The 14,546-nt window shown below is 59.4% G+C and carries 10 protein-coding genes; 5 read left to right on the top strand and 5 right to left on the bottom strand.

The annotated features are described in order from the left end of the window. Positions 1-22: 22 nt before the first annotated feature. Positions 23-823, bottom strand: a complete 801-nt coding sequence (locus tag SB756_RS04230; RefSeq protein WP_341798487.1) for a crotonase/enoyl-CoA hydratase family protein — start codon at positions 821-823, stop codon at positions 23-25. Positions 824-985: 162 nt separating this feature from the next. On the opposite strand from SB756_RS04230, the gene SB756_RS04225 reads away from it, so the two are divergent. From SB756_RS04225 to SB756_RS04205, 5 genes are all read left to right on the top strand, one after another. Next, entirely contained in the window at positions 986-3,493 is a 2,508-nt protein-coding gene (locus tag SB756_RS04225; protein WP_410910235.1) for an alpha/beta fold hydrolase, read from the top strand. A gap of 79 nt (positions 3,494-3,572) precedes the next feature. Further along, complete coding sequence (locus SB756_RS04220) at positions 3,573-5,180, top strand: MFS transporter (RefSeq protein WP_410910234.1); 1,608 nt, start codon at positions 3,573-3,575, stop codon at positions 5,178-5,180. Between the two features lie 63 nt (positions 5,181-5,243). Further along, positions 5,244-6,884 carry an electron transfer flavoprotein-ubiquinone oxidoreductase gene (locus SB756_RS04215; protein WP_410910417.1) on the top strand — a complete coding sequence of 547 codons (1,641 nt, stop codon included), beginning with the start codon at positions 5,244-5,246 and terminating at the stop codon, positions 6,882-6,884. Between the two features lie 43 nt (positions 6,885-6,927). Further along, the gene (locus tag SB756_RS04210) at positions 6,928-7,704 is read left to right on the top strand and encodes an enoyl-CoA hydratase (protein ID WP_341798484.1); all 777 of its coding nucleotides are present in this window, start codon (positions 6,928-6,930) and stop codon (positions 7,702-7,704) included. Positions 7,705-7,712: 8 nt separating this feature from the next. Further along, entirely contained in the window at positions 7,713-8,159 is a 447-nt protein-coding gene (locus SB756_RS04205) for a PaaI family thioesterase (RefSeq protein WP_410910233.1), read from the top strand. Positions 8,160-8,263: 104 nt separating this feature from the next. Here SB756_RS04205 and SB756_RS04200 read toward each other — a convergent pair whose 3' ends face one another. From SB756_RS04200 to SB756_RS04185, 4 genes are read right to left on the bottom strand one after another with little or no spacing between them, the layout of a single operon-like run. Beyond that, the gene (locus SB756_RS04200; protein ID WP_410910232.1) at positions 8,264-9,619 is read right to left on the bottom strand and encodes an MFS transporter; all 1,356 of its coding nucleotides are present in this window, start codon (positions 9,617-9,619) and stop codon (positions 8,264-8,266) included. Beyond that, complete coding sequence (locus SB756_RS04195) at positions 9,616-12,015, bottom strand: efflux RND transporter permease subunit (RefSeq protein ID WP_410910231.1); 2,400 nt, start codon at positions 12,013-12,015, stop codon at positions 9,616-9,618. Before SB756_RS04195 ends, SB756_RS04200 begins: the two co-directional genes overlap by 4 nt. An 11-nt stretch (positions 12,016-12,026) precedes the next feature. Beyond that, positions 12,027-13,109, bottom strand: coding sequence for a WD40/YVTN/BNR-like repeat-containing protein (locus SB756_RS04190; protein WP_341798480.1), 1,083 nt, complete (start codon positions 13,107-13,109; stop codon positions 12,027-12,029). Between the two features lie 57 nt (positions 13,110-13,166). Then, positions 13,167-14,540, bottom strand: a complete 1,374-nt coding sequence (locus SB756_RS04185) for a DUF1329 domain-containing protein (RefSeq protein ID WP_410910230.1) — start codon at positions 14,538-14,540, stop codon at positions 13,167-13,169. Between the last annotated feature and the right edge of the window lie 6 nt (positions 14,541-14,546).

Below are 14,546 nucleotides of genomic sequence, written 5' to 3'. Positions count from 1 at the left end.
GTCGTTTCCTCTCTTTTTTTTGTTATCGCCCAACAAAACGGGCAGGCCGCTTTTCGATAAAGGATTGCACGCCTTCTTTGGCATCTTCGGTATTGAACAGCCTGCGCTGGGTATTGGCAATCGAGGCATAAGCCGCTTGCCAGCCATGGTTTACCGCCGTACGAGCGTTCTGCAAAGTCGCTTGTACCGCCAGCGGCGCCTGCTCGGCAATGCGCTCCGCCAGCTCGATGGCGCGCTGCAACTCCTCGCCTACCGGTACGACTTCTTGAACAAAATTGAGTCGCAGCGCTTCGGCGGCATCGAACTCGTCTCCGGTGAGCAGCAATTTCATGGCATTACCCCAACCTGCACGCTCCACAAACCTGAACGTGGCGCCGCAACCGGCCATGATCCCGCGTTTGACTTCGATTTGCGAAAAGCGGCAATTCTGCGCAGCGATGACGATATCCGCAGCCAGCATCAACTCGATGGCAACAGTGAAGCTGATGCCCTGCAGTGCCATGACCATGGGCTTGGTACGAATCGGTTCACGCAGGCCGAAAGGGTCGACTTCGGCAGGTGGTATGTAGGGTTTACCTTCCTTGCGCAGTGGCGCGCACTTCGGCATGTCCAAGCCAGCCGTAAAGTGGTCGCCTTCGGCATACAGCACGCCAACGCGCAGCTCAGGATCTTCTTCCAGACGGGTATAGGCAGCCGCCAGCTCGGCAAACATCTTTGGCGTGAACCCGTTACGCTTTTCAGGACGATCGATGCCGATAAGCAACAAGGGGCCTCGCTGCTCCAGCTTTATACGACCATCCGGGTCGCGTTGAGCTTCACTCATGGGGGGCAATCCTCTTCAGAATAACGATTGATGGAGGGCTTCACTGCTGACGCATCGCCGTGCCATGCCCTGCTCCCAGATTGAAATCCGCCTTGGTGCTGAGCTCAGTGCGAAGCTGCGACGCATCAAATATCTTCACATAGTAGAACATCGGTCTTATATTTGAACAACACTTTACCTGCCAACCTTGCCAACGTGAATGCCATGACTCCTCAAGAAAGCTCGTCACAAATCGCTCCAGGGGCTCTTCCCGGCTTGTCTCTGGCCTGCGACGTCGTCCGTCATTGGGCTCGCGTCACCCCCCATGCACCTGCTCTGAGTGACGCCAGCCTGGCGCTTGACTATGGTTTGCTGGCCCGCGCCATCGATGAAGTCAGTAAGCTGCTAAGCGCGAGGGGTGTCACTGTCGGCGATCGGGTCCTGATTGTTGCGGAGAACAATATCGGCGCTGTGGTCGCACTTTTTGCCTGCCAAGCGCTGGAAGCGTGGCCGGCGGTGGTCAACGCAAGATTGCCAGAGGCAGAGCTGGCCGGATTGCAAGCACTCGTTGAACCCCGCGTGTGCGTGTATGCCACTGCGGACAGCATGGCTTGCGCAGCACATGCCCAAAGCGCAGGCGCGGCGCGAGTCGAGGGTTTGTTGGCCGGGGCGCTCGCGGTAGGCGCCACCCATGCGCAAGTTCGCGCCGAACCGCAAATGCCGGATGCCCAGGTGGGTCTACTCATCTTCACCTCCGGCACCACCGGCCAGCCCAAGGCGGTCATGCACAGCCATGCGGGGCTATTGGCGCTAGGCTCCATTCTCAGCCGCTCGCGCCAGGTCAGCCCGACGGACTGTTACAACGGCGTCGCACCTCTCGCCCATATCATGGGCGTGGCGAACCTGATGTCGGTGATGGTCGCCGGTGCCAGCCTGCGCTTGATGGGGCGACTCGAACTGCCACAGCTGGCCAACGCCATTGCCCAAGGTGACATCTCGCACTTGTCATTCGTACCGACGGTTTACGTACGTTTGCTCGATTACATCGCCACGCAAAAGCTCGATGTGTCAGGGCATCGTCTGCGCTACATCAGCAGTGGCGGCGCACCACTCGATCACACGCTGCAGCAGCGTGTACAGGCATTGTTCGGGTTGCCGCTGGTCAACGGCTACGGCATGACGGAATGCGCACCGGGAGCGCGTACCCGGGCCGATCGCACAAGCGAGCCCGGCACTGTCGGCTTTGCTGAAGAAGGCGTGGAGCTTCGCTTTGTCGATAACCACGGCCTTGACGTGCCCGAGGGCGGCATCGGCGAACTTTGGATGCGTGCCCCCGCCACGATGCTCGGCTACTACCGCAACCCGGCCGCAACCGCCGCCACCTTGCGCCCAGGCGGCTGGGTCGCAACCGGCGATCTGGGCCGCCGGCTGCCGGATGGCGCCGTGGCGGTGGTAGGCCGGCAAAAGGAAATGATCATTCGCTCAGGTTTCAATGTCTATCCCGCCGAGGTCGAGGCCGCGCTCAACAGCCTGCCGGCTATCGTCGCCTCAGGTGTTGTTGGGCGAGCGCTTGCCGATGGTGATGAGGAAATCGTTGCCTTCATCGAGGTTCGCCCCGGCCACGAAATTGATGCACAACAGATCGATTGTGCGCTACGCGAGCTGATTGCTCCCTATAAGCGCCCTAACCGCATCGTCTTCTTGGCGCAACTGCCCCAAGGCAGCACGGGCAAGATCTGGAAAGCCAAACTCGCCAGCTTGGCTGCTGCCCTGGACAGTTCGCCGGAAGCTGCCGAGGAATTACCGGCGCCTCGATACATCGAGGCTCAGCCCTGGTTGTTGCGCGCCGTGAATACGCCCACGCTCTCTCATTATGTGCAATGCACGGATACCCGGCTGCACTACCGCAGCTGGAACGCAGGCGACTCCAGCAAGCCGGTACTCTTATTCGCCCACGGCTATCGGGCAAACAGCCACTGGTGGGATTTCATCGCCCCCTTCTTCATTGATCGGTACCGCGTTTATGCAATGGACTTCTCGGGTATGGGCCAAAGCGGGCCACGCAGCAGCTACAGCGCACAAGCTTTCACCGACGACCTTATTGCCATTCTCGAGAACGGATTAGGTCCCGCCACCGTGGTTGGCCATAGCTATGGCGGACTGCGCACCTTGCGCGTCTGCGCCAATCGCCCAGACCTGGTTCAGCAGGCAGTGATAATCGACAGCCGGGTTCGCTTCCTCGATGAGCCCAAGTCAGCATTCCCTCTTCCCCCAGCGCGCAGCGGCAGCGCTCGGCATTACCCCGACTACCGCACGATCCGCGAACGCTATCGAGTGATCCCCGCACAGCCATTGCCCCTTGCCGATACCTTCGAGCATGTCGCATTCCACACCATCGCCTCTAGCCCGCAGGGCTGGCACTGGCGACTCGACCCTGCCCTGCCATTCACCCTCGCCGAGACCGATGGCGATGCTTTGCTGGAGAGCATCCATGTCCCGGTGGATTTCGTCTACGGCGAAGAGAGCATCGTCGTTGAACATTGGCGTGCAAGAAGGATCGCTGCCCGGCTGCGTCATTGTCGCGGTGCTATCGGTATTCCCAACAGCCATCATCATCTGATGTTGGATCAACCGCTTGCGCTTGTGTCGGTACTGCGTGCATTGCTGGCTTCACAGAAACAGCCAGGTTGACAGTATCGCGCAAACGCATTCAGAATCATAAACAGCGTTCACAATAACAAACCGGGCCATTAGGCCCCACGGACCCTGTATGCAGCCAGACGGCCAGAGCACTCCTGGAGCCTCACCGGCAGTCAATCTGCCACCGCTGAGCTACCCGCTGTTCCGCGCCGTATGGTGCGCAACCCTCACGGCCAACATCTGCTTGTGGATGCAGAATGTGGCCGCAGCCTGGCTGATGGTTCAGTTCGACCCGTCTCCGTTGATGGTGGCACTGGTGCAGACCGCGATTACCCTGCCTGCATTTCTCTTTGGCCTGCCGGCAGGGGTCTACGCCGACCTGCTCGACAAGCGACGTATCCTGATCTGGACCCACGCCTGGATGTTGGCGGCCACTTTGCTGCTCTACTTGCTGCTGACCAGCGGCCAGCTGACACCTTGGGGGCTTTTGCTGCTGGCGTTCAGCCTCGGTAGCGGGAGCGCCGTCAGCATCCCTGCCTGGCAGGCGACCACCTCCGACGCAGTGCCTCGTACGGTTCTTGGCGCGGCGATCAACCTGAATGCCATCGCCTACAATGCTGCGCGCGCTGTCGGCCCTGCCCTGGCCGGGATCATCATTGCCAATTCCAGCCTGGAATGGGTATTTGCCTTGAACATCGTGCTGCTGGTGAGCGTTCTGGGGATCTTCGTCTTTGCCTATCGACCGGGCACTACCCCGCCCGCGTCCAAAGAGCCCCTGCTCGCCGCCATGCGCACAGGGCTGCGCTATGTTCGGCATGCCCACCCGCTGCACGGTCACATCCTGCGCACGCTTTTCTTCGTCAGCTGTGCGAGCAGCCTGTGGGCACTGCTTCCCTTGGTTGCCGGCACAGACAACGTGGGCGGCTATGGCCTGCTGGTTGGCAGCCTCGGTGCCGGTGCCGTAGTGGGCGGTATCGTCCTGAACCAGCTAAGGCCGCGCATCAGCAACTTTCACCGCCTTTCGACGTTATCCACGTTGGTTTTTCTGCTTGCCATGCTGATCGCCGCCTGGGCCCCCTACTTGATATTGATCAGCGCTACCCTGGTACTCGCGGGTGCAGCCTGGATCAACTTCAATTCGACGACCAGCGCGGCTTTCCAGACAACCCTGCCTGGTTGGGTACGGGCCCGAGCGCTGGCCATCTTCATGCTCACCTTCCAAGGGTCCATGGCAATTGGCGGCATGCTCTGGGGCGCTGTAGCCAACCAACTGGGCGTGTCGTGGACCTTGACCCTGGCAGCCGGCTTGATCGTCCTCGGCATGGCCGTTACCCGCCATTACCCTTTGCGAATGGGGCGAGAGGCAGAGGTCACACTGTCCTCGCACTGGGCTGACCACCGGGTAGCTATCAGCCCAGATGTCAATGACGGGCCAGTGGTGGTGCAAGTCGACTACCACGTGGCCATCGAGCATCAGCAGGACTTCTGTCAGCTGATTTCCCGATTGGGCCACGTTCGCAAACGCGATGGGGCCACGCAGTGGCTGCTCTTTCGAGACCTGGCTGATCCGCAGCGATTCAGCGAACGCTTTGTCACAGCCTCCTGGGGCGAGCACTTGCTGCAACGCCGCAGGAGCACGCTCGCCGATCAAGAACAAGAAAAACAATTGACGCATTACCTGCAGCCAGGGACGACCCCTAGCGTGTCTCACTACCTGCTCGTCGTTCCCACGCCGTAACCGTGAAACCAGACGCCACCGAAGACGTGGCATAGGAGAAATCTGTTGTCCGATCGTGAGTATATGGAGTTCGACGTGGTGATCGTCGGCGCCGGGCCATCCGGCCTGTCCGCTGCCTGTCGGCTAAAGCAGGTTGCTGCCGAGGCAGGCCAGGAAATCAGCGTGTGCGTAGTTGAAAAAGGCTCTGAAGTGGGTGCGCATATTCTTTCTGGCGCAGTGTTCGAACCTCGAGCACTGAATGAATTGTTCCCCAACTGGCAAGCCCTCGGCGCGCCACTGAATACACCGGTGGCGCGAGACGACATCTACCTGTTGCAAGGCCCAGAGACAGCCACCCAGATCCCAGGGTTGTTTGTGCCTAAGACCATGCATAACCAGGGCAACTACATCATTTCACTTGCCAACCTGTGCCGCTGGCTCGGCCAACAGGCAGAGCGCCTGGGCGTTGAGATATACCCTGGCTTTGCCGCCCAGCAGGCGTTGATCGATGACGATGGTGTCGTACGCGGCATTGTCACCGGGGATCTTGGCGTTGACCGGGAGGGCCAGCCCAAAGATGGCCTGTACACCCCGGGGATGGAGTTGAGGGCCAAGTACACCTTGTTTGCCGAGGGCTGCCGAGGCCATATAGGCAAACAACTTATCCGTAAGTATCAGCTGGATAGTGAGGCTGATGCACAGCACTACGGTATCGGGATCAAGGAGATCTGGGATATCGACCCGTCCCTGCACCAGCCTGGGTTGGTGGTCCACACTGCTGGCTGGCCGCTCAATGACGACAACCCTGGCGGTTCGTTCCTCTATCACCTGGAGAATAACCAGGTGGTGGTGGGTTTGATCATCGACCTGTCCTATAGCAACACCTACCTGTCGCCATTCGACGAATTCCAACGGTACAAGCACCACCCCGTGGTCAAGCAATACCTGGAAGGCGGCAAACGCGTGTCCTACGGGGCTCGGGCTATCTGCAAAGGTGGCCTGAACTCGCTGCCCAGGATGATCTTCCCCGGCGGGGCGCTCATAGGATGCGACCTGGGGACCTTGAACTTTGCCAAGATCAAGGGTAGCCATACCGCCATGAAATCCGGGATGCTCGCCGCCGAAGCAGTAGCGGCCGCATTGGCCGCAGGCCGCGAAGGCGGCGATATGCTTGACGGGTACGTTGAGGGGTTCAAAGCCAGCTGGCTGTACGACGAGTTATTCCGCAGCCGTAATTTCGGCGCAGCCTTGCATAAGTTCGGCGCCTTGGTAGGCGGGGCGTTCAACTTCATCGATCAGAACATCTTCAGCGGCAAGCTGCCCTTCACCCTTCACGACACCAAGCCAGATCACGCCTGCCTGAAACCCGCCGCCGAATGCACCCGGATTGCCTACCCAAAACCCGACGGAAAGCTCAGCTTCGACAAGCTGTCGTCGGTGTTCCTGTCCAATACCAATCACGAGGAAGAGCAGCCTTGCCACCTGAGGCTTACCGACCCGGACATACCGTTGAACTGGAACCTGCCCCGTTTTGACGAACCGGCGCAGCGCTACTGCCCCGCCGGCGTTTATGAAGTCGTGACACAAGACGATGGCGGCAAGCGTTTCCAGATCAACGCGCAAAACTGTGTGCATTGCAAGACCTGCGACATCAAGGACCCTGCTCAGAACATCACCTGGGTCACCCCTGAAGGCGCTGGCGGCCCCAACTACCCCAACATGTAAGACAACCCAGGCGCCTTATGCGTGTCTGTACAGGAGCGGAATGATGCCTTACGAAACCCTGATTCTGGATAAGCAGGACAAGGTCGGCCTGATACGCCTGAACCGGCCTGAAGCGTACAACGCATTGAACGATCAGCTGATGAATGACCTGACCGCCGCGCTCGACGACCTCGAGGCCGACGACGCCATTGGCGCCATCGTACTGATCGGCAGCGAAAAAGCGTTTGCGGCAGGCGCAGACATCAAGATGATGCGCGAATGGAACATGATGGACGTGTTCAAACGCCAATTCATCACCGCCAACTGGGAGCGTGCTGCGCGCTGCCGCAAACCGGTAATTGCTGCGGTGAGTGGCCTGGCGCTAGGTGGCGGCTGTGAGCTTGCGATGATGTGCGATGTCATCATCGCTGCGGATAACGCCCGATTCGCGTTGCCGGAAATCACCCTGGCCACCATCCCAGGTGCAGGGGGAACACAACGCTTGACGCGCGCCATTGGCAAGTACAAGGCGATGGAGATGATCCTCAGCGGCCGTCCGATGCTCGCCGACGAAGCCGAGCGTAGCGGACTGGTCAGCCGGATTGTGCCACTGGCTGACCTTCAGTCCGAAGCGTTGGCATTGGCGGGAAAAATGGCTGGGTTCTCGCAGCCGGTGGTGGCACTGGCAAAAGAATGCGTCAATCGGGCCTTTGAGAGCAGCCTCAGCGAAGGTGTGCTGTACGAGCGCCGCATGGCCTACGTGACATTCGGTACAGAGGACCAAAGCGAAGGGCTGGCTGCATTCGTCGAAAAACGCCCAGCGCAGTTCAAGCACCGATAGGAGGCCCCATGACCAAGCACCGTTCGCTCCCCACCAAGGCAGTACGGTATGCTGAATACCGCGTCGAGGTGCCCTTTCTGGACCATCTGGATATCCTTGTCGAACCAGAGCCAGAGCCACCTTGCCTGGTTGTCGAACTTGAGCAAAAGCACCTCAACGGCGCCGCTCAGGCACATGGCGGGCTGATGATGACCTTGCTAGACATGGCCATGGCGGCTGCAGCGCGTACCACTGATGGCCAAAAACGTTCATGCGTCACGGTGGAAATGAAAACCAACTTCCTGCGCCCTGGGGGCGGCAGCGGCGGTCGACTGTCAGCCCGTGGCAAGCTGCGCTACGCCAGCAAGACGTTAGCGTTTTGCGAGGGTGATCTGGTTGACGACGAGGAAAGGCTGGTAGCGACTGCCAGCGGTATCTTCAAATTCGTTAACCTGCCTGGCGATGATGCGCCGTGAGCATCATCGCGCATCGCTAAACAATACCCCTTCGATGGACCCCTTCAAGAGGCGTGCAGTATGACGCCTCTTTTTTTGATGCCGCTCGGCGACTTCCGTACACACTAGCGCACCATGTTTTCCTTCACCGCCAGACGCATCGCCGGCCTGCCCAGGTGCAAGGCCAGCGCGGCCAGAGGCAACGCCAAGGCAAAGATCAATGCCAGTGAGTACCCCACCTTGCTATCGTCTTTGAAGATGAAGTCAGTGAAAGCCGCGACCACCGACGGCCCAGCCCCAATCCCTAGCAAAATCATCACAAACAGATAGACAGAGGACAAACGCCCACGCAACTCAGCGGGTGTGGCAATTTGCAATGCCGCTGCTGAGATTCCCATGATCGGGCTCACCAGTATCTGGATGATAAAAAACGCGGCCAGGAACACGTAAGGATCGTGCCACAGCACCCCGACGACTGCGATGGGCACGCTCACCAGCGATGTGAAACAGAACAAGCGCATATGTGCGTCCAAACGCCCGCGCGCGATCTGTCGGTCGATGAGCTGTCCGCATCCCACAGCACCCATTACCCCACCCAGAGTGCCTACCACCCCAAGCCACACACCAATCTGAGCAGGCTTCCAGGCAAACGCGCGATGCAAGTAGGAAGGCGCCCACAACGCCAGCCCGGCAACGGCCATTACACAGAGGGTGTAACCGATATGGTGACAGAAGAAAAACCGCGCGTGCCGGCGTACATGGGCGAACACCTCCCCGAACATGGCAGTTGCGAGCGCGGTGGAAGGCCGAACTGGCAACGTTGTGCGCCTGGCCGGCTCGCGGAAAGTGAATACCAGTAAACCCAGCAATACGCCCGGCAACCCAATGGTAATGAACACCATCTGCCAGGAACGAACCTCACCCACGATAGGCAGCAGTACCGACTCATGCTCTGCCACCAAGCCGACGATCACGCCACCCATCAGGTAGGCCATGCCTGTTCCAAACAGCGAGCCCAGTGAATATACCGCCAGGGCAGTTGTCAGCCGGTGCGCGGGAAAACTGTCAGCCATGAGCGAATAGGCAGCAGGGCTTAACGCGGCCTCCCCCGCCCCCACGCCAATACGCGCCAGGAACAGTTGCCAGTAGTTATGCGCCAGGCCGCAGAAGGTGGTTGAAAGCGTCCATATCGTTACCCCACCAAAAATGACCCAGCGGCGGCTGAAGCGGTCGACCAACCACCCCAGGGGCAGCCCGCAGACCGCATAGAACAGACCGAAAGCAAAACCTTGCAACAGCGACAGTTCAAAGTCGGTGATGCCCAGGTCTCGCCGGATTGGGTCCACCAGCAACGAGATAACCAGCCGATCCAGCAGCGACAACCAATAAAGCAGGAACAAGACCGCAGTCATGTACCACGCGGTCGTGACCCGGGGGAAAGGTTGCAGATTGGCTGCCAAATCAGGAGTTTCCAATTTCATCGTGCAGTACTCCGCAGCAGGAAGCAGGACAAGGCAGGAATGAGTACCAGCGCACCCAGCATGTTCCAGAGGAACATGAAGGTCAGCAGGATGCCCATATCTGCCTGGAACTTGATGGGTGACCAGGCCCAGGTGATGACACCTGCAGCAAGGGTGATGCCTACCAGTGCTACTACCTTGCCGGTGAACAGCAAGGCACGCCTGTAGGCTTCTGCAAGTGGCACCCCGTTGCGCTGCTGTGCCAATTGCACACTGAGCAGATACAGTGCGTAGTCGACCCCGATACCGACGCCCAAGGCAATGACCGGCAGCGTCGCTACCTTTACCCCAATGCCCAGTGCCACCATCAGCGCCTCGCACAGGATCGACGTCACCACCAGTGGCACCAGCGCCACCACAACCGCTCTCCAACTGCGGAAGGTGATGAAGCACAGAGCGGCAACCGCCAGGTAAACAAACAGCAGCATGGTGCGGTTGGCGTCACGCACGACGATATTGGTCACCGCGTCAATGCCCGCGGAACCTGCAGCCGGCAAGAATTTCAGCTGATCGGAATCATGCTCACGGGCAAAGGCCTCCACCGCAGTCAGGACCCGAGCAAGGGTCTGCGCCTTGTGGTCAGCCAGGTAAGCGATAACGGGCACCAGCGAACAGTCCGAGTTGACCAGGTCCGGGTTGGCCTCCTGCGCACGCAGCACGGAGGTGTTGACCAAGGCCTGGTTATGGCTGATGGTGATCCACTTCGGCGATGCTTCGAAAAGCGCCGAAGACAGCCGGCTGACAGCGCCCGCCAGCGACACCGTGGTTTGCACACCCGGCACCTGTTGCAGCGCCCACTCCAGGCGGTCAACCTCCATCTGTGTCTGCCATGCTTCGCAGCCGCCGGGCGGCGTCTTTACCATGACCGCAAACTGGTCACTGGAAAGCCCGTAGTGGCCCGTAATGAATGCCGAATCCTGGTTATAACGTGCATCGGGCCGAAGCTCCGGAGCCCCTGCGTCCAGGTCACCTATCTGCAGTTGCAAGCTGATGACAAAGCCCGCGGCCGCCAACGCCATGGCAATGCCGATAGCCATGAGCGCCCACTTGGGCTCGGTGAAGCGTACAAGGACGTCCCAGGCTCCCGGCGGGTTCTGACTCGACTCATGGCTGCGCTGCGCGGCGTTAGCCCCCACGCCCAGGTACGACAGGAGGATTGGCAGCAAGATAAGGTTGGTGAACACCAGCACTGCCACGCCAATGCTTGCTGTCAGCGCCAACGATTTGATGACAGGGATGTCAATGATCATGAGCACCCCAAAGCCAACCGCGTCAGCGACCAGAGCCGTCAAACCGGCCAGAAACAGACGACGGAAAGTAAAGCGTGCGGCGACATACTTGTCCGTTCCTCTGGCGATGTCTTGCATGATGCCATTCATCTTTTGGGCGCCATGGGAAATGCCAATGGCAAACACCAGGAATGGCACCAGCACCGAATAAGGGTCAAGTGAATAGCCCAAAGCCCGCACCATGCCCAGCTGCCAGACAACCGCCACGAGTGAGCAGGCAACCACCAACAGGGTGCTGCGCACGCACCGGGTATAACAGTAAAGGATCACGATTGTGACCAGCGCTGCGACAGCGAAGTACATCATGACCTGGTACAAGCCCGCGATCAGGTCGCCCGCCAACTTGCCGAAGCCAACGATATGGATGCGAATCTTCCCGGGTTTGTCTGGCAGAGCGGAATCTTGCAACGCTCGCACCGCTTCGAGCTGGCCGTGTAGCGTGCCGTAGTTGATCGGCTTGCCGGTGTCAGCATAACGCTCCAGCAGCGGCGCAATGATCATTGCCGAGCGTTGGTCGTTGGCTATCAGGTTGGCCCGCAACCCAGCACGGCTGACATTGGTGCGTAGCTCATTGATGGCCCGAGCGGAGCCGTCATAGGTGTCCGGCATCACCGGGCCGCCACGAAAGCCCTCTTCGGTCACCTCGGTCCAGCGTACCACCGGCATCCAGATTGACTTGACGAAAGAGCGATTTACCCCAGGCATGAGGAACAGTGCATCATTGACCTGCTTCAGCGCCTCGAGGTACTCAGGGTCATAAATGTCACCCTGGGTGTTTTCGACCACAACGCGAAGGTTGTTACCCAGCCCGCGCAGGTCCGCCTTGTTTTCAAGGTAGTTACGGATATAGGGGTGGGACTGCGGAATGATCTCCTCGAAACCAGCATTCACCTGCAGTTTGCTGGTTTGGAAGGCAGACCACACCGTCAGGAAGGCGCACGCCAGCATGATGAACAAACGGTGATTGAACAGCAGTTGCTCCAGGTAGCTGCCTGAATACGGGTCGAACTGCGCAGCCTCACTGACTGCAGGCCGATCGCCGGCGCCGCTGTCTTGGAAAATGGTCATGCGGGTATTCCTCACTGACGTCCAAGTTCGAGATTCACTACCCCACCAGCACCCACAGCGATCACGGCAGCTTTGCCCGCTGGGGCTACGCCATACAACGGCATGGCTCTTGGGTTGACGATCGGCCGAAAGCGCTCCGCAGCGCTGTCCTCACTCATCAGTACTTCGCCGGCCTGAGTCACCAGCACCACCTGCATATCCTTCAACGAGGTCGCGGCGGTAATCGTGTTGTCAGTACCGGTATTTGCCTTGCGCCAGTGCTGGCCCTGGTCATGGCTGACATACACATTGCCGCGCAGGCCAAATAGCAGCAGGCGGCTACCCTGTTCGAGCATGCCGAACCAGGTGCCGCTGTAGGGTGTCGAGAGAGAGTCGAATCGCCCGGTCTGGAGATTTTTTTGCAACAGCAGCCCTTGTTCCCCCGCCAGGTAGACTTGCCCTGCTTCACCCAACCGGACCGCATTGAAGTGCAATCCGCCTGGGTTGTCGGTCTTGTCAGAGAGCACCTGCCAGCTTTGCCCACCATTTTCGGTTGCGAGCAGCAGGTTGTAGGCGCCGACTGCGTATCCGCTCAGGGCGTCTTTAAAGCGCACGTCCAGAAACGGCCGGCCTGGCCCTTCCACCTTGAAGCGCTCGGCATCCAACAGTGCTAATGACGGACCGGCATCACTTTCATCAGCCTTCGCGGCAAGCGGCTTCCAGTACGCGATCAACAGGTCTGCCAGTGCACGCCCATCCAACTGTTTGAGCCAAGTCTTGCCGCCATCGGCTGAGTGCAGGATGACGCCTCCATGCCCAACCGCCCAGCCCTGATCCGGTGTGGGGAAGTGCACGGCAACAAGGTCTACAGAGACCGGCACCTCGGCCTGATGCCAGGTAGTGCCGTCGTCGGAATATAACGCGTGACCACGGCGGCCCACTGCCACCCAACGCCCCCCGGGCGTTTGGGCGATAGCGGTGAGCATGCTGTGTTGGGCAAGCGTGCTGGGGCGGGCTGGAATGTCCAGCGGGTCGCGGAACTGGGCTGCCGCTGCGCAAGCGACACTCAACAACAGCCCGGCAACGAGCACCAGATTTCGTTGTATCAGTGACATCGGCCACTCCTTGTAGGTGGCCCCGAGCGCCACTGCGCCAGGGGCGATCGCCGATGATTAGCGGCCGCTGCGGGCCTGCAAGGCTTCTGGCGTGAAAGTCGAGCGCGGGTGGAGCTTATCCATCACCCGCCAGCCAAACTTCAGGTCGGCATAGTGCTGGGAAAAAGAGTAAGCCCCAGTGGCAAAGTCATACGCCCAATAGGTACGCGACATGGGCGCCTGCTTGTCATACAGCTGGCTCATCCCCTGCTGCATCGATTTGTAGAGCTTGCCCGACCCATCGTATTCGTCAGTTACCCCTGCGCCTGACCAGTCCTCGTCGAAGTAGTACACCCGCTTGCTGTACACATGCCGTACACCGGGTTTGAGGGTACCTTCCACCACCCACACCCGGTGCAGCTCCCAGCGCACATGGTCGGGGTTCACGTGCTTGGGCGTGAGGGACTTGTCAGAGCCGACATTGAAGCTGAGGTCATAGGTGTTGTAAGGGATGTACAGCTCACGCTTACCCACCAGCTTCCAGTCGAAACGGTCAAGACGCCCGGTGTACAGCTCTGCGTCGTCATAGGTGGTCACACCACCTTGTGACGCAATTGGCGTGTCGTAGGCGATGTCCGGGCTCAAGCGCACCCGGCGCGTGCTGGCCGAGTAGGTGTAGGCCCGCCGGGGCATGTCGACCATGTCTATCGTGTCGTAATACATGGTCGCATCACCGACGCTGCGGGCCGGCCCGGTAAAGTGGTAGGCGTTTTGAAAGATGAACGAATCGTTCTTCTTGACCGACTCAGCGGTTGCCTCCGGGTTATGAAACGCAAAGTTGCGCGATAGCTTGATTTCACCCGAATTGATCAATTTGCCGTTGCTGTCGACGTAGAAGTTGCGCATGTGATCTTCGACCGCGAGCCCGCTGTACCTGGCCATGTGGTTCCACATGACCTCCTGGCCGGTTTTGGGGATCGGGAAAGGAATGCCGCCAATGGCGCCTTCAAGGGCATCCCCGCCTTTGGTCAGATTGGCCTGGGTCGCATTGTTGCGGGTCTTGTCGAGAATGAATTGTGGGTAACTGACGCTGCGGTGTGTGGGATAGACGTCCAGACGATAGCTGGGCTGACGCCGCAGCATTTCTTTGGTGCCTTCCGACAGTTTGTCCGCGTATTCGGCCATGTTTTTTGCCGTGATGACGTATATCGGCTTCTCTGCAGCGTACGGATTCACCCATTTGCCGCTGTCTTTTACAAAGCCTGGCGGATTGGTGGTGGTCGGCAGGCCGCCATCGTAGGCGGGTATTTTCCCGTCGGCACTGGCTTGGGCTTGAGATCCGAACAAGGTCAGGGTCTTGCCCAGTTGGGCCGCCTCATCAGCACTGACTGCTGCCAGGGCACTGCTGCTCAGGCCTGCCAGTGCGCAAGCTACAAACATTTTTCTAAACATGGATTT

Source organism: Pseudomonas sp. SIMBA_068 (assembly GCF_046534705.1).
Taxonomy (GTDB): domain Bacteria; phylum Pseudomonadota; class Gammaproteobacteria; order Pseudomonadales; family Pseudomonadaceae; genus Aquipseudomonas; species Aquipseudomonas putida.
The sequence above is the reverse complement of the archived record's forward strand: the minus strand, read 5'-3'. Positions and strand labels throughout refer to the sequence as shown.

Bases quoted from the DNA above. Each gene is read 5' to 3' on its own strand.
- SB756_RS04210 (WP_341798484.1), top strand. From the start codon at position 6,928: ATGCCTTACGAAACCCTGATTCTGGATAAGCAGGACAAGGTCGGCCTG.
- SB756_RS04220 (WP_410910234.1), top strand. From the start codon at position 3,573: ATGCAGCCAGACGGCCAGAGCACTCCTGGAGCCTCACCGGCAGTCAAT.
- SB756_RS04215 (WP_410910417.1), top strand. From the start codon at position 5,244: ATGGAGTTCGACGTGGTGATCGTCGGCGCCGGGCCATCCGGCCTGTCC.
- SB756_RS04230 (WP_341798487.1), bottom strand. From the start codon at position 823: ATGAGTGAAGCTCAACGCGACCCGGATGGTCGTATAAAGCTGGAGCAG.
- SB756_RS04200 (WP_410910232.1), bottom strand. From the start codon at position 9,619: ATGAAATTGGAAACTCCTGATTTGGCAGCCAATCTGCAACCTTTCCCC.
- SB756_RS04185 (WP_410910230.1), bottom strand. From the start codon at position 14,540: ATGTTTAGAAAAATGTTTGTAGCTTGCGCACTGGCAGGCCTGAGCAGC.
- SB756_RS04205 (WP_410910233.1), top strand. From the start codon at position 7,713: ATGACCAAGCACCGTTCGCTCCCCACCAAGGCAGTACGGTATGCTGAA.
- SB756_RS04195 (WP_410910231.1), bottom strand. From the start codon at position 12,015: ATGACCATTTTCCAAGACAGCGGCGCCGGCGATCGGCCTGCAGTCAGT.
- SB756_RS04190 (WP_341798480.1), bottom strand. From the start codon at position 13,109: ATGTCACTGATACAACGAAATCTGGTGCTCGTTGCCGGGCTGTTGTTG.